The sequence below is a fragment of the Lysinibacillus sp. FSL K6-0057 genome, assembly GCF_038630885.1.
GTDB classification, from domain to species: domain Bacteria; phylum Bacillota; class Bacilli; order Bacillales_A; family Planococcaceae; genus Lysinibacillus; species Lysinibacillus fusiformis_F.
The window spans coordinates 856,117-875,606 of the sequence record NZ_CP152047.1; the positions used below are offsets into that span (position 1 = coordinate 856,117).

The window sequence follows — 19,490 nt, forward strand, 5'->3', positions numbered from 1 at the left end:
TCGTATGATCAGTATTTGTACTTATCATAGAGCGTTTTTCTTATCTTTATAGAATTTAAACATAGAAAAAGGAAGTCCAATATGACAAAAAGAATCGTCAGTTTTTTAATTGTAATTGTTTTATTACTTGTGACAGTCGTTTATTCAGCCACAACAGGTAGCATTAAAATGGGCTTTTTTGAATTTATAGGAGCATTATTTGAAGAAGGAAATAGTCAAATGGAGGCAATTCGAGATTTACGTTTCCCACGCATCATTGTAGCATTATTTGCAGGTGCGGCACTTTCAGTATCTGGGGTGCTTTTACAGTCCGTAATGCGTAATCCATTGGCTGATGCTGGGGTAATCGGAATATCTTCTGGTGCAGCATTTGTACAGCTTTCTATCATTGCCTTTTTCCCTACATTATTTTTTATGACACCCGTCTTAGCATTTATGGGTGGTGCATTGGCTTGTTCGCTTGTATTTGCGCTCTCCTGGAAATCTGGCCTGAGTCCGCTTAAACTAATTTTAGTGGGTATTGCCATTAACGCTATGTTTACAGGATTAACAGAGGCACTTATTAGCTTGGGTGGTTCTCTAAATACATCAGCATCCAGTGTGATTGGCTCTAATTTAACGATGCGTACATGGAAAGATGTCTCTACAATTGTGACATATGGGACAATTGGATTGATTGGTGCATTTGCTTTATATAGCTGGTGTAATTTGCTAGTACTGCAAGACAAAACAGTTAAAAGTTTAGGGTTTCAAGTAGCTCGTGCGCGGTTACTCATTGCAGCTGTCGCTGTTTTATTAGCAGCTGTATCAGTTGTGGTGGCAGGCGTCATTTCGTTTGTGGGTCTCCTAGTACCTCACATTGCTCGAAGATTGGTTGGGCATGATCATGTCGTGCTCATTCCATTCACAGCATTAGCAGGTGCACTATTAATTTTACTGGCAGATACGATTGGCCGTACAATTGTTGCACCTATTGAAATTCCAGCCTCCACAATTATGGCAATAATCGGTGGCCCATTCTTAATATTCCTATTACGAAAAGAGTGACGAACATGGATATACAAGACATCATTGTTTCGCATGATAATACACGTAACCATTTAAATGGTGTTTCAACAACAATTGTCAAAGGTAAAATTACGACTATCATTGGTCCGAATGGCTGTGGGAAATCAACATTATTAAGTGTCATTTCTCGCCTTCATTCACCTAAAGCAGGGACTGTATCGTTAGAAAATAAAGATTTACTGCACTATAAGCCAAAGGAATTTGCTAAAAAACTGGCCATCGTGTATCAGCAAAATGATATACCAAAAGATTTAACAATAGAAAAATTAGTAGGATTCGGTCGTTTACCTCATCAAACAATGCTGAAAAAAAATCACGATGAAGATACGAAAGCAATTGAATGGGCACTTGCCTGTACAAATTTACAACATAAAGGCACAACCAATTTAGAGGCATTATCTGGTGGGGAAAGGCAGCGTGTATGGATTGCGATGGCGTTAGCACAACAATCAGAAATATTGTGTTTAGATGAACCCACAACCTATTTGGATATTTACTATCAAATTGAATTGTTAGAACTGGTGAAAACATTAAACGAGCAGCATGGTTTAACGATTATTATGGTGCTTCATGATATTAACCAAGCCATTCGCTATAGTGACCATATTATTTTGATGAAGGAAGGTCAAATTTTCGCAGAGGGTGCTCCACGTGATGTTATTACAAAAGAAGTGATTAAAGAAGTCTATGGAGTTGACGCGATATTTAATGAAGATAAACAGCTTGGCTATTATATGATGCCAATGGGGATATAAGATGGTGATCGGATGAAAAAAAAGGCATCAAAGTTGTTAACACTTGTATATTTAGCAATATTTTTATTTTCGGCTTTTTCACTTGCTAAGTACCTCTATACGTATTATGAAACATCAAAATCGTTAAAGGAAGTACAAGCCATTTATCAAGCCACATTGACAGCTATTAAAGAACAGCCAGCAGATCAAATGACGGAAAATCAAACGACAGATGATGTATCCACGTTACCTATAAGACCACAGTTTCATGATTTATTAGCGATCAATTCTCATATTGTTGGGTGGATTTCAGTGGATGGGACAAAACTTAATAATCCAATATTACAAGCTGATAACAATGACTTTTATTTAAATCATAACTATAAAGATCAGGAGAGTCGGGCCGGGAGTGTGTTCATGGATTATCGAAATAATATACTGGAAATGGACAAAAACACGGTTTTGTATGGACATGCTATGAAGAATAATACAATGTTTGGAAGTCTTAAAAATTACTTAAAGCAAGACTATGCAGATGAACATCCAATCCTATACCTTGATACCTTATATGAGGGCTATGATATTGAGGTTTTTGCTGCATATGAGACAACGATTGATTTCTATTATATTGAGACTGACTTTACTGGCAGGGAGGCTTATCAACAATTTTTGGAGGAAATACAGGAGCGGTCTGCTATTCAGATGGATGTTGATATAAGTCCAGACGATAAAATCCTTACTTTATCTACATGTAAGGATGCTGTCATGAGTGATGATCATCGCTTTGTCGTGCAAGGCAAATTAGTAAAACGTTGAGGGAAAGAATAGAAAGGGATGTACCGATGACTCGGACATCCTTTTTATGTATAAAAAATTTATTTTAATTACTTGACGTAACTAAATTATTAATATATAGTAGGTTACAGAAAGTAATTAAAACTTTTTATAAGCTAAGATGTAAACAAATAAGTAACTACAAATGTTTACCCTAACCAATTTTGGGTAACATAAAAACTGTAGTTGCTTCATATTTTAAAATATATCTCGAAATCGAGATAAAATCAACCAATTGGAGGAATTTATAATGGCAAAATGGAACATTGATTTAGGACACTCAGCAATTAACTTTCAAGTAAAGCACATGATGGTATCAAAAGTTAAAGGTGTATTTGACAGTTACTCAGCAGATATTGAGGCAGCAGATCTTGCAGATTTAACAACTGCTACTATTAGTTTTACAATTGATCCAGCGAGCATTAATACACGTAGTGAAGACCGCGATAATCATTTAAAAGCAGCAGATTTCTTTGATGCAGAAAAATATCCAACGATTACGTTTAAATCTACAAACATTGCTAAAAAAGCAGGCGATGAATATGCAGTAACTGGTGATTTAACAATTAAAGACGTTACAAAATCAGTAACGTTTGATACAGAATTTAATGGAAAAGGCACAAATCCATGGGGTCAAGAAGTATATGGCTTTGAAGCTGAAACAACAATTAATCGTGAAGACTTTGGCCTAACTTGGAACGCAGCATTAGAAACTGGTGGCGTTCTTGTTGGGAAAGATATTAAAGTAACGGTTGAATTAGAAATTAATCCAGCTTAAAAATAGATAGCTAGGGCATGTTTGAAGTAATCTTCAAGCATGCTTTTTATATAGCCCAAGATAGATACTTGTTAATGAAGCAATCTTGTAAAAAGAATTTGTGAAAAATTACCAACAAATAAGTTTCTTGCATATTTTTAGTAATTACTGCATATAAATCATCATATTGTTTTTGGGGGCGATAGGATGAATGTATTAGTGACAGGTGGCTATGGTTTTATTGGCAGTGCAGTAGGTAGGCGTTTTTTTGAAGAAGGTGCAACGGTTTATATTATTGATAATTTAAGTACGGGGCATTTACGGAATGTTGACTTTGAGCATAAATCCTATCTGTTAAATGTTGAGGATGAGGTTTGCGAGCATCTTTTTAAGGAAATAAACTTTGATGTGGTCGTCCATTGTGCAGCGCAAACGAGCGTGCAACAGTCTATCCAGGAGCCAGTAAAGGATATTTTGACCAATATAGTTGGGCTCAGCCAAATGCTTTTTTTATCATCCAAGTATAAGGTACAGCACTTTGTCTTTGCCTCCTCAGCAGCTGTTTATGGAGATAGTCACTATCCTCCATTAGAAGAATCAGATGTCTGTGAACCAATATCTATGTACGGATTAAATAAGAGCATTGGCGAAACCTACTGTGAGAAATGGCAAAAAGATTATCGTTTGCCCGTTCTCATTTATAGATTTGCCAATGTTTTCGGTCCAAGACAGCAAATGCAAGGTGAAGCAGCTGTGATTCCAAGTATGTTAAAAAGCAGTATGGCAGGTAAACCTTTTACGATTTATGGTGATGGTGAACAAACGCGTGATTTCATTTATGTTGATGATATTGCAGATGCTATTTACGCAGGTGTATCTGCACGTTTACAAGGTACGTATAATGTATCCACCAATGAGGCTTGGTCTATTCACCAAGTCATCTTACTGCTCCAACATTTAAATCATCCACTTGAAATTCAATATGCCCCAGCACGAGAAGGAGATATTGAACACTCGTTTTTAAATAATGACAAATTAGCCAATGCCATTGGTTGGAAGCCCAAAACTTCATTTGCAGAAGGAATCGAACGTACATTGCATGCGCTACAAAATGAAAAGTTAGCAGAAATTCAACAAAATAGTGGATAAAGGCAATAAAGTATGTGGGCATATTACATTGAGTAATATGTCTTTTTCTATGTCTATAGTATAATAATTCATTAAAGAAATGGTTGCGGACGGAGGCTTACATATGCTTGTAGATTTTAGAGTGAAAAATTGTTTGAGTTATAAAGATGATACGTTATTTTCAATGGTTGCGGGAAGTCGCCTACGAAAATGGAAGGATACCCACACAATCCAGTTTGATACACTTCGTCTTGTAAAAAGTGCATTTATTTTTGGCCCAAATGGAAGTGGGAAATCCAATCTTTTTACGGCTATTAAAGTATTGCGTTCCTTGCTTTTTAATTTTGAAAACTTAAATAATGTAAAGCAATTACGTCTACCCTATCAACCATTTAAGTTAGGAAGACAGCAAGACAAACCAACAGAGTTTATGATATCGCTTTTTTTAGACGGAGCTTTGTATGATTATGAAATACAGTATAATGCTTCTCAAGTTCTTTATGAACGTCTTGTGAAAACGAATAGGTCAATGAAGGAAGAACTGTTTGTCAGACAATGGGACGGTACAGAATATTCTTATGAAACAGCCCAAACAACAGCGCAGGAATTGACAAAGTACACACGAAACAATACAGCCTTTTTATCCGTATTGCATGTTTTTAATGATCCTGATGCATTAAAGATATTCGATTGGTTTTTACATAAAATTCTGTTTCTAGATGAAGCAAATCGGTTATCAAGTCATCCCCTTATTCGTAAACTTGAAGAGGAGCCCTTTAAAAAAGAAGTGATCAAACTTCTTAAAATTGCAGACCTTTCCATTCAAGATGTTACGGCTAGACGTGTGGAACGCAGAGAGAAAAATACAATTGGCTACGAGTTTGATACACCTGAGGTGATTCAAGAAGTAGATATTGATCTACATTACTTATCATTTGATGAAGCAGGTAAACCGATAGGGACAGAAACAATTAATTGGACAATGGATTCTAAGGGCACAGTACGAATGCTACATTTAGCATGTGTGATGGTGGATGCTTATAATAAAGGAAAAACCATTTTTATAGACGAATTCGACACAGCATTCCATGTATCGATTTGTGAGTTTTTAATGGCTATTATGAATAGCAAACGCAATAGCAGTAATCAATTTGTCGTGACGAGTCATGAAATAGAATTACTTGATCAGCCACTACGATCCGATCAAATTTGGTTTGTGAATAAAAGCTTTAAAAATGAATCGGAACTATACTCCTTATTTGATTTTGCAGATTTACAAAAGAAACGTGGGGATCTTTCTTATGCGAAACGGTATATGAAAGGGGAATTTGGTGCAACGCCTGTCATTAATGAGTATTTATCCGAACAATATTTAGAAGAAGCGGAGGTATCTGAGCAGTGAGAGTACGTCAACAAGGGAGCCGAACACTGCGTAAAACCATCTTAATTTATTGTGAAGGTGAAACTGAACGTATTTATTTTGAACAAATGCGTATTTTAAAGCGTTCTAAAATGGTTAGTGTCAAAATAAAAAATGTTAAACGATCAGCAATCAAGCTTGCCCAACATGCTTATCGAGATTCCAGCTATCAATACTTTGATGAGGTGTGGATTGTTTTTGATAAGGATGATCTAACCGATAAGCAATTAGAGGAAGTCAATCAATTTTGCGAGGAAAAAAATATTCATATTGCCTATACAAATGAAGCATTTGAATTGTGGTTACTGTTGCATTTTGAGGAAGTCGACAGTACAGAAAAATATCCCCGTGCGGTCTTAAATGACAAAATGGAACAGCACCTTGGTGTGAGTCGTTATTTCCGTCATAAGGCTGATGAAGCCATCATAGCCCCCATTGCATTACGACATGAGGTAGCGATTAAAAATTGCACAGACATGATGGCTCTCCGAGAGTCAGAGAGCCGTGACAATCCATACTGTAACATACATGAAATGATACGATACATATTTTAAGATTAGCAGGTTTTCTATGATCAAATAGAAGCCTGTTTTTATCTTTACATAATGCTTTGTCGAAATGAAGGCATGTTTCTTTTTCAAAAACATATAGTGTATATGGAGCGAAATCAGTACATGTATGAAAGGGGATTGCGTGGATAACTCAAAGTCAAATCAATCCAATAATGTAGAAGGAAACGCAAAGGATCATCAACTTGAGCCGTTTCGTGTCGAGAATGAGGGCACGAAAATGACAACGAATCAGGGACTAAGGGTGTCCAATGATGAAGATTCGTTAAAGGCAGGTGTTCGTGGGCCGACAATTATGGAGGATTTTCATCTTAGAGAAAAAATTACCCATTTTGATCATGAGCGTATTCCAGAGCGTGTTGTACATGCCAGAGGTTTTGCAGCACATGGCGAGTTTGAATTATATGAATCCATGGCAGAGTATACGAAAGCGAAATTTTTGCAGGATCCGAAAAAGAAAATACCTGTGTTTGTCAGATTTTCGACAGTGGTAGGGAGCTTAGGGTCAATGGACACAGCTCGTGATGTACGTGGGTTTGCAACGAAGTTTTATACGGATGAGGGAAATTATGATTTAGTCGGTAATAATATACCTGTTTTTTTTATTCAGGATGCCATTAAGTTTCCCGATTTAATTCATGCTGTAAAGCCTGAGCCACACAATGATATGCCACAAGCAGCCTCCGCACACGATACTTTTTGGGATTTTGTAGCCAGTAATCAGGAAATTGCACATATGGTAATGTGGGTGATGTCTGACCGTGCCATTCCACGAAGCTTTCGTATGATGGAAGGTTTTGGCGTGCATACGTTCCGCTTCGTCAATGACAAGGGGAGATCAAGATTTGTTAAATTCCATTGGAAGCCTGTGTTAGGTGTGCATTCTCTTGTTTGGGATGAAGCCCAGATAATTGCTGGGAAGGACCCAGATTTTCAGCGACGAGATTTATGGGAAGCGATCGAAATTGGAGATTATCCAGAGTTTGAGTTAGGCATACAAATACTAGAACCTGAGGATGAATTTAAATTTGATTTTGATATTTTAGATGCGACAAAGCTTTGGCCAGAGGAACTAGTGCCAGTGAAGAAGATTGGAAAGATGACCTTAAATCGCAATGTGGATAATGTCTTTGCTGAAACAGAGCAAGTTGCGTTCCATCCAGGTAATGTTGTGCCAGGCATCGATTTTACCAATGATCCACTGCTACAAGGTCGACTCTTTTCTTACTTAGATACACAGTTGATTCGATTAGGGGGACCAAATTTTGCAGAGATTCCTATTAATCGTCCGATTTGCCCTGTGCATAACAATCAACGTAATGGCTTTAGCCGACAGACGATTAATTTAGGTAGGGTAAGCTATCATAAAAATTCACTAGCCAATAATACACCAGCCACTTCTACTGCAAGAGAAGGTGGATATGTTCATTATGAAGAAAAGGTTGAGGGACGAATCACAAGAGCGCGTAGTAAATCCTTTGATGATCATTTTTCACAAGCAAGGCTCTTTTGGAATAGCATGTCCCCACCTGAAAAACAACATATTATTGATGCCTTTAGCTTCGAAGTAGGTAAAGTGAAGAGTAAATCAGTTCGTCAGCAAGTAGTGGATATGTTTGTCCATGTAGATAAAGCAATGGCTACCACAGTGGCAGACAATGTTGGTGTAAATCGTCCTAGCGGAGAGCAGTCCAAGGTAACAGCCTCTTCACCTGCACTGAGCCAAGCCAATACCATTAAACTACCTTATACACTGAAAGTAGGTGTCTTAATTGGTGATGGCTTTGATGCAAATGAAGTCGGGGAAGTATTGAAATATTTAACAAGACAAGGTGTACGCTACAGCATCATCTCTGATCGACTAGGTGTTGTGACAGGGAATAATGGTGTGCAATTAACGGCTACTGACACATTTATTACAACCGATGCTGTATTATTCGACTCGTTATATGTTGTTGGGGTAAAAGCAAGTAATCAGGCGAAATTCAATACTTATATCGTCAATTATATAAATGAAGCATATCGTCACTTTAAGCCCATAGGATTTGCTGCAACTGGCACAACCTTCTTCAATATGTCGAATGCCAATGTAGGACCAGGCATCGTGTTAGCGACAGGTAACAAAGATTTCCCGAAAAAGTTTGTAGCTGCCATTGCCCAGCAACGATTTTGGCAACGAAATATTTATTAAACAGAGCAATGAGTGTCGAATACCCGCGAAAGGGAAGCAAATACCCGCGGAGAGCAGTCGAATACCCGTGAAAGAGAAGTAAATACTATGTAAGTCAAAAGCCTTTCATTGAATGAGAGGCTTTTACTATGTCTGTCATTGCATTCAAAATTTGCAAATGATATGGTGGTACATGAGGTGAAAATTATGGAAAATTTTGATATTGCTATTATTGGAGCGGGACCAGGTGGCTATGTAGCAGCCATACATGCAGCAAAGAATGGCAAAACAGTCGCGCTAATTGAACGAGATAAATTGGGAGGCGCCTGCTATAATGTTGGCTGCATACCATCAAAGATTTTATTGGAGCATAGTAAACTTGTGCAGGAAATAAAACGGGGGAATAGCTGGGGAATAGAAGTGCCCAAAGTGGAAATTAATTTTCCTCGATTAATGCAGCGGAAAGATACAATTATTCATGAACTATTAACAAACATTGAGCATTATATTGTCAGCAATCATGTTACTTTATATCGTGGTGAAGCTTCAGTCGCAAAGGATTTAACAATTACAATCGAGAACGAGACAATAACGGCTACAGATATTATTTTAGCCACAGGCAGTAAACCCTTTGTCCCATCATTTGAAGGGTTAGAGACATCTACCTACTATACGACAGACACATTTTTTGATATAGAAGAGCTTCCAGAACAGTTAACAATTATTGGGGGAGGTGTAATTGCAATTGAAATGGCTTTTAGTTTAGCACCCCTCGGTACTAAGGTAACAGTGCTTAATCATAGCGAGGATATTTTACAAACGGAAGAGGCTGAAGCAAGACCGCTGATTCGAGAAAAAATGAAGAAGCTTGGTATTGAACTTGTGACAGATTTCCAATTTGAAAAATTTGAAGGCAATACCATTCATACATCTAAAGGCTCTTATACATATGAAAACCTTTTATTTGCAACTGGACGTCGTCCGAATACAGAAATTGCAGAGCAATTAGGATTAACTTTTGATGGTCGGTTAATCGCAGTCAATAAGCATTTTGAGACAAGCCTGCCGAATATGTATGCGATTGGTGACTTAGTGGGTGGTTATCAACTTGCGCATTCTGCCAGTGCGGAGGGAATTTACGTTGTTGATTATATTGTGGGCAACCAGCCAATACCAATTGATCAATCGTGCATCCCTCGATGTGTTTATACACATCCTGAAATTGCCACATTTGGTTTATTAGAAGAGCAGGTCAAAACGCCATATACTGTAATAAAAATGCCACTGCAGACTAATCCAAAGGCATTAATGGAGGGGAATACAGAAGGCTTTGTGAAGCTAATTTCATCCAAGGATAATGGTCAAATTTTAGGTGCTTGTGTAGTAGCGGATGGTGCAACAGAAATGCTTAATGCGCTATTAGCAACAAAAAATGCTGGTGGTACCGCTCAATCACTTGCACAAATGATTTTTCCACATCCGACAGTGTCGGAGCATATTGGTGATGTGGCAAAAGCTGTTTTTGGGAAAGCCATTCACCAATGATAAAAAGCTGTTGACATTCAAGAAATTTATGTTAAATTAATTTTATAAGAATACTAGGTATTTAAGTTAACTAGACATCTAGAGGCTTCTATTTTACAAAACGGTTATCCGTCGAATTGTAGAATAGGGGCCTTTTTTATTAACAATGATAAAGGGAGTGGGTAAGATGACAAAAGCAGTCATTATTAATGGAAGTAATTCAAAAAATTCAAGAGTTACGGCTATTCATGAAAAGGTGGAAAATCATTTCATTACACAAGGAATAGAGGTTCACTCAAATTATGTACATGAACTACCAGCTACTGATTTATTAACGGCGAATTTTTCAAGTAAGGAAATACAATCTGAAAATGAACAGATTAAGGAAGCAGATCTTATTGTCATCCTTACACCTATTTACAAAGCATCCTATACAGGTATTTTGAAGACTTACTTGGATTTACTACCGCAAAAAGCCTTGCTCGATAAGGCCATACTACCCATAGCTGTAGGAGGGTCAATCAGCCATTTATTGGCATTGGAATATGCACTAAAGCCAGTTTTAGCTGTACTAGGAGCCACATCCATTACTAATTCTGTTTACATTGTGGATAAACAGATCATTCGTTTGGAAGAGGGTGGCTTTGCAATTGAGGAAGAGGCCATCAGCAGACTTGAAGCACAATTAGAACAATTGCAGCAAGTATTCATTGTTAATTAAAATAATAAAAGCGCATTTATAGGGGCATCCTATAATGCGCTATTTTTTAATTTCCTTCTGGATTTTCTTCATTCTCCACAGGTATTGTAGAGAGATATAAGAAAGCTTCATCTTGCAATAGCATTATTTTTTCTTCACAAATTCCATGCGATAATGGTCCAGAAAAAATGGACTCCCACCATGTTCCTGTTGTTGTTGTCATTCATCTACGCCCCCGTTTCGGTTTTAATATGTAGTTGTATATTTCCCGAGATGAAAAAACTAAAACATTTCATTTTCACATATGCCATTTCACCCCCTCGATGTAGAAAGAGGATTTTTGCCTCTCGATGTTGTATCGTATAGACAAAGATAGTTTGTTTCAAAATGAAAAAACTATGTATGCCATTTTAAAAAAGGGGTGCTTTATTGATGAATTTTACGTCACAAGATGTGGAAAATATGATTACAGCGCAACGTCAATTTTATTTTTCACGCGCAACAAAAAGTGTGAAATTTAGAAAAGAGCAATTAAAGAAATTAAAAACTTCAATTTTGAAATATGAGAAAGAAATATTGAATGCGCTTCACTTAGACCTTCGTAAAAGCGAATTTGAAGCATATGCGACAGAAATTGGCATTGTATTAGATAGTATTTCATATATGGTAAAGCATGTGGAAGAATGGATGGAACCAGAAGCAGTCAAAACGCCGATACAATATCAAATGGGCAAGAGCTTCATTGTACGTGAGCCGTATGGAGTTACATTAATAATTGGGCCTTTTAATTATCCATTCCAACTTGTAATGGAGCCTCTAATTGGTGCCATTGTTGGAGGCAACACAGCAATCGTCAAACCGTCAGAAACATCTGTACACACAGCATCCATTGTGAAAAAAATCATTGAGGAAACGTTCCCCTCTTCCTACGTACGTGTTGTTGAAGGTGAAAAGGAAGAAGTTACGGCACTTATTCATGCTTCCTTCGATTACATCTTTTTTACAGGTAGTGTAGCCGTCGGTAAAGTAGTAGCAAAAGCTGCTGCAGAACGTTTGACACCAGTTGCTTTAGAGCTTGGTGGGAAAAGTCCAGCGATTGTCGATCAAACAGCAAACCTAGAAGTAGCGGCAAAGCGTATTGTATGGGGCAAATTTACAAATACTGGACAAACATGTGTGGCCCCCGATTATTTACTTGTCCACAAAGTTGTTTATGACCGATTTATGAAAATTTTAAAAGAAACGATTCGTTCGTTTTACGGCAAAAATCCTTTGAAAAGCCCTGATTACGGTCGTATTGTGAATTTGAAACAATTCGATCGTTTACAGCAAATAATCGTGGAAGAACGTGATGCCATTACATATGGTGGACGAATGGATCGAGATGATTTATATATTGAACCTACAATCGTCGAATATGTAAAATGGACAAGTCCTTCGATGCAGGAAGAACTGTTTGGTCCTATCTTACCTGTTATGATGTATAATGATTTGCCACTTGCCATTCATCAAATTCGCCAATTACCGAAGCCTTTAGCGGCATATTTCTTCTCAGAACATGAAAAAGCAATGCAATACTTTTTAGAAGAATTACCATTTGGTGGAGGCTGTATTAATGATACCATCACACATGTTGGGAATTTACATTTACCATTCGGTGGTGTAGGTCCATCAGGCGTGAAAGCATACCATGGCAAAGCGAGCTTTGAAAACTTTACACACCCCAAATCTATTTTAAAGAAATCTTCCAAACTGGAGACAAATGTGCTGTTCCCACCATATAAACAAAAAGTGAAAATTGTGCGTTCAATTATGAAATAGCCTAACAATGGGGGTATCTTATGATGCCTCCATTTTAAGAATAAGTCTCATATGCATAGAAGATTGTTCTCTAAATAAACCTTTCTCGTTATGTCGAAAAATGCCGATTGGTGATTATAAATAAAAATTTGAAGAAAACATGATTTTTTGTTCAAATGAAAGCGTTTTCGTTGAAAAAACACAACTGAGGCATTTTATTTATCATGAAATAAGTAGTAAAATAAGTTCAATAGAATGTGGGGGAATTCATATTGTCGTTTTTTGTCGATTGTTAAGGGTGATGATATGAGTGTAGAGATTGATTGGAGGACTATGAAATGTATGCAGAGGAATTGTTAAGCGCATTACCTTTGAAAAAAATAATTGGCGTGCTGCCAGATCAGGTTAGCGATATCGTAGTAGATTCAAGAAGTGTGCAACCAAATAGCATGTTTGTTTGTATCAAAGGTTATACAGTAGATGGGCATGATTATGCGCAAAAGGCTGTAGATGGCGGCGCAACAATTGTTGTAACGGAGCGTGAATTACCGCTAGGAGAAACGATTGCACAAGTGATTGTGCAAGATACAGATCGCGCAGTAGGTTTACTAGCTGCAAAGTTCTTTGATTATCCTTCTAAGGACATAACGATGATTGGTGTAACTGGAACAAATGGTAAAACATCCGTAACAGGAATTATTCAAAATATTATGCATGGTATGGGCGAAAAATCGGCCTTATCCGGCACAATTGGCTTTAATTTAAATGGTATTTTATATGAATCAGCCAATACAACGAGTGATGCGTTATCGACACAACAAATGATTTTCCGAGCAAAAATGGAAGGCTGTCGTTTAATGACAATGGAAGTTTCATCACATGGGTTAGCACTTGGGCGTTTAGCAGGTGTTGATTATGATATCGCTATTTTTACGAATCTAACGCATGATCACCTTGATTTCCATGGTACGATGGAGGAATACGGCCATGCAAAAGGCTTATTATTCTCCCAACTTGGACAAGATTTAGAAAAAAATAAATTTGTTGTGTTGAATGCTGACGATGCTTGGTCAGAGCGGTATGCCGCCATGACACCATTTCCAGTGTGGACATATGGTTTAAAAAATGAAAAGGCTGATTTCCGTGCCATTAACTGTGAGTATCACGATTATATGACATCTTTTGACGTGGAAATGCCCGAAGGAATTTATCGCGTAAAAATGAATTTACTTGGGGAATTTAACATTTATAATGTATTGGCAGCCATGATTGCGTTTTATGGTCGTGGCTATTCAATGGAGTCTATTATTGAGCAAATTGAGCAACTACCACCAGTTAAAGGTCGGATGGAGAAAGTATGTTCAGATCTACCTGTACAAATTTTTATTGATTATGCGCATACGCCAGATGCTATTGAAAAGGCGATTGAAGCTGCACAACCTTATAAAAAGGGCAAGCTTATTTTCTTAGTTGGAACAGGGGGTAATCGAGATAAATCGAAGCGTCCTGCCATGGCTGAGAAAGCGTCAGCTGCGGAATATGTCATTTTGACAACAGATGACCCACGCTATGAAGACTATGCTAGTATTACAGGCGATCTTGCCAAAGGTATGCTTCATGACAATTATGCTTGTATTGGGGATCGTGCAGAAGCAGTGCGCCATGCTATTGAAATTGCTGAACCTGGTGACATGATTATTTTTGCTGGTAAAGGGCATGAGGATTATCAAATTATCGAAAATACAAAATTCCCACATAGTGATGCAGAAATTGCGATAGAAGCTGGCCGATTAAAATTCGTATGATGAAAGCTAAGTGATTAGGAAACCCTTTTAGTTGTAACTAGAGGGTTTTCTTTTTGGAGATTTCATGTAAAAAGGTTGTACGAAAGGCAAGTCTTCTTTTATTATTATTAAGTATGAAAAAAGGAGAATGACGAGATGAATTCAAATTTAGAAAAAGATATACTATCGCGTCGTACTTTTGCCATTATCAGTCACCCTGATGCTGGGAAAACGACGATTACAGAAAAGCTTTTACTTTTTGGTGGTGCCATTCGTGATGCAGGTACAGTCAAAGGGAAAAAAACAGGTAAGTTTGCAACATCGGACTGGATGGAGATCGAAAAACAACGTGGGATTTCGGTTACTTCATCCGTCATGCAATTCGATTATAGCGGCTCTCGTGTGAATATTTTGGATACCCCTGGTCACCAAGATTTCTCAGAAGACACATATCGTACATTAATGGCTGTAGATAGTGCTGTCATGGTAGTGGATGCTGCCAAAGGGATCGAGGCTCAGACTTTAAAGCTATTTAAGGTTTGTAAAATGCGTGGCATTCCGATTTTTACATTTATTAATAAGTTAGACCGTCAAGGGAAAGAACCACTTGAGTTGATTGAAGAGCTTGAAGAGGTACTAGGTATCAACGCATATCCAATGAACTGGCCAATCGGTATGGGTAAAGAGTTCCTTGGTATTTATGATCGTTATAATAAACGCATTGAACAATTCCGTACAGATGAAGCTGAACGTTTCTTACCAATAGATGACAATGGAGAGCTTGCTGTGGAGCATCCAATGAAAGTGACTTCTTATTATTCACAAGCAATGGACGATATTCTCCTTCTAGATGAAGCTGGGAATGCGTATTCTGAGGAAAAAATTCGTCGTGGGGAATTAACACCTGTATTCTTTGGTTCAGCATTAACGAACTTTGGTGTTCAAACCTTCCTTGAAACATACTTACAATTTGCACCGACACCTCAGCCTAGAATTACTGAAGATGAGCAGTTCATTGATCCTGTGGAGCATAATGAATTTTCAGGTTTTATTTTCAAAATTCAGGCCAATATGAATCCTGCCCACCGTGACCGTATTGCCTTTGTACGTATTGTTTCTGGTAAATTTGAACGTGGAATGAATATGACATTATCTCGTACTGGGAAATCCTTTAAAGTTACGCAATCCACACAGTTCCTTGCAGATGATCGTGAAACAGTAGATGAAGCAGTTGCCGGAGATATTATTGGTTTATATGATACAGGAACATACCAAATTGGAGACACTGTTGTAGGTGGCAAGAAAACATTCCAATTTGAAAAATTACCACAGTTTACACCAGAATTATTCGTACGTGTAACAGCGAAGAACGTTATGAAATCAAAGCAATTCCATAAAGGGATTTTACAATTAGTACAAGAGGGTGCCATTCAATACTATAAAACGTTGCATACAGAAGAAGTTATCCTTGGAGCAGTTGGTCAATTACAATTTGAAGTATTTGAGCATCGTATGAAAAATGAATACAATGTGGAAGTAAGAATGGAGCCAATTGGTTCCAAAATCGCACGTTGGATTGAAAATGAAGAGGATGTTAAAGAGTCTATGTCCTCAGGTCGCTCCATGCTCGTGAAGGACCGTTTTGACAATCTTGTTTTCCTATTTGAAAATGAGTTTGCTATGCGATGGTTTGCCGATAAAAACGAAAACATTAAACTTTATAGCCTTCTATAATCATGAAACACGAATCGACAATTTTGCGATTCGTGTTTTTTTGCAAGGAAAATTGACACTGTTTGTAGAATATATACATTATTAGGAAATGTAAGTTTCTTTTAAGGATAGTATTTCGCTAAAGGGAGCCTAGCTTATTTATAAAATAATATCCTTTTCGGCTATCATAGAAAGGAAGAGGTAGAAAAAGGAGTTTGTTTTTATATGAATATTAGTCATTTTTCCATTAAAAGACCCGTCTTTACGATTGTTACTATGCTTTTTGTCATCATACTAGGCGGTGTCTCATTATTAAAAATACCGATTACATTGATTCCAGAGTTAAATCCTCCTATTGGTGTGGTTGTCACCTCATATCCTGGGGCAAACCCGACGGAGGTAAATGAGAAGATAACGAAGCCATTAGAGGCTACACTTGCCACCTTACCTGGCATCAAGAAAATCCAATCAACCTCACAAGAAGGCTCCAATTTAATTGTGCTTGAGTTCAACTGGTCCACTAATATGGAAGTGGTCCAACTCGATATTTTACAGCGAATTGATATGACCCCACTGCCTCATGATGCTGGCAAGCCTAGTTTTCTAAAATTCGATCCGTCTCAATTTCCCATTATTCAGCTGTCTTTACGTGCGGAAAATAATCAAGTAGATGTACGTTTATTAGCTGAGCACTTAGAGAAAGAGCTGCTACGGACAGAGGGTGTTGCCAGTGTGAATGTTTCTGGCAAATTGATTGAAGAGATCCAAATAACATTAGACGAAGCAAAGTTAGTTGAAAAAGGCTTGACACAAACAGATGTGATGCAAATAGTTCAAGCGAATAATGTGTCGCTACCTGGTGAGCCTGTTTCAACAGATGATGGCAAAATGCTATCAACACGTATTGTGAGTACATTATCATCACCTGAAAGCATAGCCGATTTAATTGTTTCGGTGAACCCTTTAACGGGCGAATTGCTAACCGTTGGTGATCTTGCAACCGTCGAGAGGACAGAACAACAATCTCTTACAACAACACGTGCTAATGAGCATCCAGCAGTCCTTATGTCTGTTTTACAGGAATCTGGTGCAAATACGGCAGAGGTTTCGAAGGAGTTTCAGAAGGCCTTAGAGGCATTACTAAAAAAAGAACAGTATAAAGGAATCACAGCAGATATTCTTGTTGATCAAGGTAATTATGTAGATTTAGCAATTAGCAACATCGGCTCTTCCTTACTATTAGGTGGATTATTTGCGATGTTCATCCTATTTGTTTTTTTACGTAGTGTAAAGAGTCCGATCATCATTGGTGTTGCCATTCCTTATTCGGTTATTGTGACATTTGTGTTGATGTTTTTTGCGAATTTTTCCCTCAATATTATGACATTAGGAGCTTTAGCACTTGGAATTGGTATGCTTGTGGATAATGCCATAGTCGTTATTGAGAATATAGAAAGACACTTAGGATTAGAAAAGGACCCCATTACTGCAGCAAAGGAAGGAACAAAGGAAGTAGCCCTTGCGATTACAGCCTCCACTTTAACAACAATAGCAGTATTCATTCCTGTCATGTTCATCGAAGGATTGATTGGTCAAATTTTTACAGAGTTCGCCTTAACAATCTCGTTCAGCTTAATTGCATCTCTAGTAGTGGCGTTGACGGTCGTGCCGATGCTAGCAAGTCGACTTTTAAAAATGAAAAACAGTAATTTTTATGTAGAACGCAGTAAGTCCAAATTTTATCGGCATTACAAAAATTCAATTGTCTGGGTATTAAAGCATCGAATGCTCATACTAATTTTCACAGTAGTTTGCTTTAGTCTATCTTTATTTGGGCTGACTCGAATAGGTACTGAGTTTTTACCGCCTACCGATGAGGGCTTCACTTCTATAAGTGTCAATCTTGAAAAAGGTGTTGCTGTATCGGAAACAGAAAAGATTGTTAAGCAAATTGAGGAACGTTTGAAACAGGAAAAAGATGTGGATGTTTATGTTAGTTTAATTGGCGGTACACAACAATCTCAGGCACGTGGACAAACTAGCGCCAACCAAGCTGAAATGTATGTAAAACTTGTGCCATTAGCAGAAAGGCAACGTTCCATTTTCGAATTTGTGGAAGAGCTAGAACAAGATATACAGGGAGAGCTTGGAGAGCAAGCAGAAATTACTTTGAATGTATCAACAGCTAGAGGCTCGTCACCACACACCTTAACATTCCGCTTAACAGACTCAGATGAACAAAGGCTACAGCAGACTGTTAAGAAAGTGCAGCAGGAACTTCTAGCGATTCAGCAAGTCACAAATGTCTCTACAGATTTAGATAATACTGTTCAAGAGATTCAAATTGAGGTTAATCGAGAAAAAGCAAAAGACTACGGTTTTGTTCCAGCACAAATCGCTCAAACCGTGAATCAAATGACAAAAGGTCAATTAACGTCCCAATTAATTACTGAGGACGGCGCAGTATTACCCGTTTATACAGGCTATGGACAGACATTTAATACTAGTATAGATGCGCTAAAAGCTATGCAGCTTCGTTCGCCAGCAGGCTTATTTGTAAAATTAGAGGAAGTGGCTACTGTATCTATACAAGAGGGTCCCGTATCCATTCGTCGTTCTGATCAAGCAGCAGCAGTGGCCTTTTTTGTAGATTATGAAACAAAGGAATCGTTGGGAGGAATTTCTGCAAAAGTAGATAAAGCATTAGAACATGTCAATTTGCCACCTACCACTCAAGTTGTGTTCAGTGGGGATCGAGAGCTTTATGATAGTGCAATCGATGATATGCTATTAGCAGTGATGCTAGCAATCGTGCTTGTTTATATTGTGATGGCGGCTCAATTTGAGTCATTTAAATATCCATTTGTTATCATGTTTACTGTCCCATTAATGATCATTGGTGTGGCGATCGCTATGTTCGCAACACATACTTTAATTGGTGTGACCTCTGTTATTGGTATTTTAGTGCTTGTTGGAATTGTCGTGAATAACGGCATCGTACTTGTCGATTATATTAATCAGCAAAAGGCAATGGGTATGCCAGCTTATGAGGCAATTTTACTCGCTAGCCAAGATCGTCTACGTCCAATTTTAATGACAGCGTTAACGACTATTTTAGGGCTATTACCACTCGCACTTGGCATTGGAGAAGGGACAGAGATGAACCAACCGATGGGGATTGCTGTAATCGGAGGGCTTGTGACTTCAACATTACTAACGCTGTATATTGTACCGATTATCTACAGTTTAATGGATAAAGAAACAAGAAAGATGCGCTAGATTCAAGGGG

Annotated in this window: 15 protein-coding genes; 14 read left to right on the forward strand and 1 reads right to left on the reverse strand. The window is 37.8% G+C overall.

Translation table 11 applies throughout. The features are described 5' to 3' along the window. Positions 1–81 precede the first annotated feature (81 nt). The 10 genes from MHB40_RS03990 (at position 82) to ssuE (ending at position 10,925) form a co-directional block, all read left to right on the forward strand. Positions 82–1,047 (forward strand): iron ABC transporter permease, encoded by a 966-nt coding sequence (locus tag MHB40_RS03990; protein ID WP_342442538.1) that lies wholly within the window; start codon positions 82–84, stop codon positions 1,045–1,047. A gap of 5 nt (positions 1,048–1,052) precedes the next feature. After that, positions 1,053–1,823, forward strand: coding sequence for an ABC transporter ATP-binding protein (locus tag MHB40_RS03995; protein WP_342442539.1), 771 nt, complete (start codon positions 1,053–1,055; stop codon positions 1,821–1,823). Between the two features lie 12 nt (positions 1,824–1,835). Next, positions 1,836–2,618 carry a class B sortase gene (srtB, locus tag MHB40_RS04000; RefSeq protein WP_342442540.1) on the forward strand — a complete coding sequence of 261 codons (783 nt, stop codon included), beginning with the start codon at positions 1,836–1,838 and terminating at the stop codon, positions 2,616–2,618. 268 nt (positions 2,619–2,886) lie between these two features. Further along, the gene (locus MHB40_RS04005) at positions 2,887–3,414 is read left to right on the forward strand and encodes a YceI family protein (protein WP_205441488.1); all 528 of its coding nucleotides are present in this window, start codon (positions 2,887–2,889) and stop codon (positions 3,412–3,414) included. A 186-nt stretch (positions 3,415–3,600) separates the two neighbouring features. Next, the gene (locus MHB40_RS04010; RefSeq protein ID WP_205441490.1) at positions 3,601–4,542 is read left to right on the forward strand and encodes an NAD-dependent epimerase/dehydratase family protein; all 942 of its coding nucleotides are present in this window, start codon (positions 3,601–3,603) and stop codon (positions 4,540–4,542) included. A gap of 103 nt (positions 4,543–4,645) precedes the next feature. Beyond that, positions 4,646–5,923: an ATP-binding protein gene (locus tag MHB40_RS04015; protein ID WP_342442559.1), complete on the forward strand. Its 1,278-nt coding sequence runs from the start codon at positions 4,646–4,648 to the stop codon at positions 5,921–5,923. Further along, entirely contained in the window at positions 5,920–6,495 is a 576-nt protein-coding gene (locus tag MHB40_RS04020; protein WP_342442560.1) for an RloB family protein, read from the forward strand. The genes MHB40_RS04015 and MHB40_RS04020 overlap by 4 nt, the downstream gene beginning before the upstream one ends. Before the next feature lie 124 nt (positions 6,496–6,619). Further along, positions 6,620–8,701 carry a catalase gene (locus MHB40_RS04025; protein ID WP_205441496.1) on the forward strand — a complete coding sequence of 694 codons (2,082 nt, stop codon included), beginning with the start codon at positions 6,620–6,622 and terminating at the stop codon, positions 8,699–8,701. Positions 8,702–8,887: 186 nt separating this feature from the next. Then, positions 8,888–10,225, forward strand: coding sequence for a dihydrolipoyl dehydrogenase (gene lpdA, locus MHB40_RS04030; protein ID WP_342442561.1), 1,338 nt, complete (start codon positions 8,888–8,890; stop codon positions 10,223–10,225). Between the two features lie 166 nt (positions 10,226–10,391). Continuing rightward, positions 10,392–10,925 carry an NADPH-dependent FMN reductase gene (gene ssuE, locus MHB40_RS04035; protein WP_342442562.1) on the forward strand — a complete coding sequence of 178 codons (534 nt, stop codon included), beginning with the start codon at positions 10,392–10,394 and terminating at the stop codon, positions 10,923–10,925. A gap of 46 nt (positions 10,926–10,971) precedes the next feature. Here ssuE and MHB40_RS04040 read toward each other — a convergent pair whose 3' ends face one another. Then, entirely contained in the window at positions 10,972–11,127 is a 156-nt protein-coding gene (locus MHB40_RS04040; RefSeq protein WP_205441502.1) for a hypothetical protein, read from the reverse strand. Positions 11,128–11,336: 209 nt separating this feature from the next. Between MHB40_RS04040 and MHB40_RS04045 the strand changes: the two genes are divergently transcribed. The 4 genes from MHB40_RS04045 (at position 11,337) to MHB40_RS04060 (ending at position 19,480) form a co-directional block, all read left to right on the forward strand. Next, the gene (locus MHB40_RS04045) at positions 11,337–12,725 is read left to right on the forward strand and encodes an aldehyde dehydrogenase (RefSeq protein WP_342442563.1); all 1,389 of its coding nucleotides are present in this window, start codon (positions 11,337–11,339) and stop codon (positions 12,723–12,725) included. 317 nt (positions 12,726–13,042) lie between these two features. Further along, entirely contained in the window at positions 13,043–14,509 is a 1,467-nt protein-coding gene (locus tag MHB40_RS04050) for a UDP-N-acetylmuramoyl-L-alanyl-D-glutamate--2,6-diaminopimelate ligase (protein WP_205441506.1), read from the forward strand. A 135-nt stretch (positions 14,510–14,644) separates the two neighbouring features. Further along, positions 14,645–16,222 carry a peptide chain release factor 3 gene (locus tag MHB40_RS04055; RefSeq protein ID WP_205441508.1) on the forward strand — a complete coding sequence of 526 codons (1,578 nt, stop codon included), beginning with the start codon at positions 14,645–14,647 and terminating at the stop codon, positions 16,220–16,222. 204 nt (positions 16,223–16,426) lie between these two features. After that, a complete protein-coding gene (locus tag MHB40_RS04060) occupies positions 16,427–19,480 on the forward strand; it encodes an efflux RND transporter permease subunit (protein WP_342533978.1) in 3,054 nt (1,017 codons plus the stop codon). The last annotated feature ends 10 nt before the right edge of the window (positions 19,481–19,490 follow it).

Excerpts from the sequence above, each read along its gene's own strand:
- MHB40_RS03990 (WP_342442538.1), top strand. The coding sequence starts at position 82 with ATGACAAAAAGAATCGTCAGTTTTTTAATTGTAATTGTTTTATTACTT.
- MHB40_RS03995 (WP_342442539.1), top strand. The coding sequence starts at position 1,053 with ATGGATATACAAGACATCATTGTTTCGCATGATAATACACGTAACCAT.
- srtB (WP_342442540.1), top strand. The coding sequence starts at position 1,836 with ATGAAAAAAAAGGCATCAAAGTTGTTAACACTTGTATATTTAGCAATA.
- MHB40_RS04005 (WP_205441488.1), top strand. The coding sequence starts at position 2,887 with ATGGCAAAATGGAACATTGATTTAGGACACTCAGCAATTAACTTTCAA.
- MHB40_RS04010 (WP_205441490.1), top strand. The coding sequence starts at position 3,601 with ATGAATGTATTAGTGACAGGTGGCTATGGTTTTATTGGCAGTGCAGTA.
- MHB40_RS04015 (WP_342442559.1), top strand. The coding sequence starts at position 4,646 with ATGCTTGTAGATTTTAGAGTGAAAAATTGTTTGAGTTATAAAGATGAT.
- MHB40_RS04025 (WP_205441496.1), top strand. The coding sequence starts at position 6,620 with ATGAAAGGGGATTGCGTGGATAACTCAAAGTCAAATCAATCCAATAAT.
- lpdA (WP_342442561.1), top strand. The coding sequence starts at position 8,888 with ATGGAAAATTTTGATATTGCTATTATTGGAGCGGGACCAGGTGGCTAT.
- ssuE (WP_342442562.1), top strand. The coding sequence starts at position 10,392 with ATGACAAAAGCAGTCATTATTAATGGAAGTAATTCAAAAAATTCAAGA.
- MHB40_RS04040 (WP_205441502.1), bottom strand. The coding sequence starts at position 11,127 with ATGACAACAACAACAGGAACATGGTGGGAGTCCATTTTTTCTGGACCA.
- MHB40_RS04045 (WP_342442563.1), top strand. The coding sequence starts at position 11,337 with ATGAATTTTACGTCACAAGATGTGGAAAATATGATTACAGCGCAACGT.
- MHB40_RS04050 (WP_205441506.1), top strand. The coding sequence starts at position 13,043 with ATGTATGCAGAGGAATTGTTAAGCGCATTACCTTTGAAAAAAATAATT.
- MHB40_RS04055 (WP_205441508.1), top strand. The coding sequence starts at position 14,645 with ATGAATTCAAATTTAGAAAAAGATATACTATCGCGTCGTACTTTTGCC.
- MHB40_RS04060 (WP_342533978.1), top strand. The coding sequence starts at position 16,427 with ATGAATATTAGTCATTTTTCCATTAAAAGACCCGTCTTTACGATTGTT.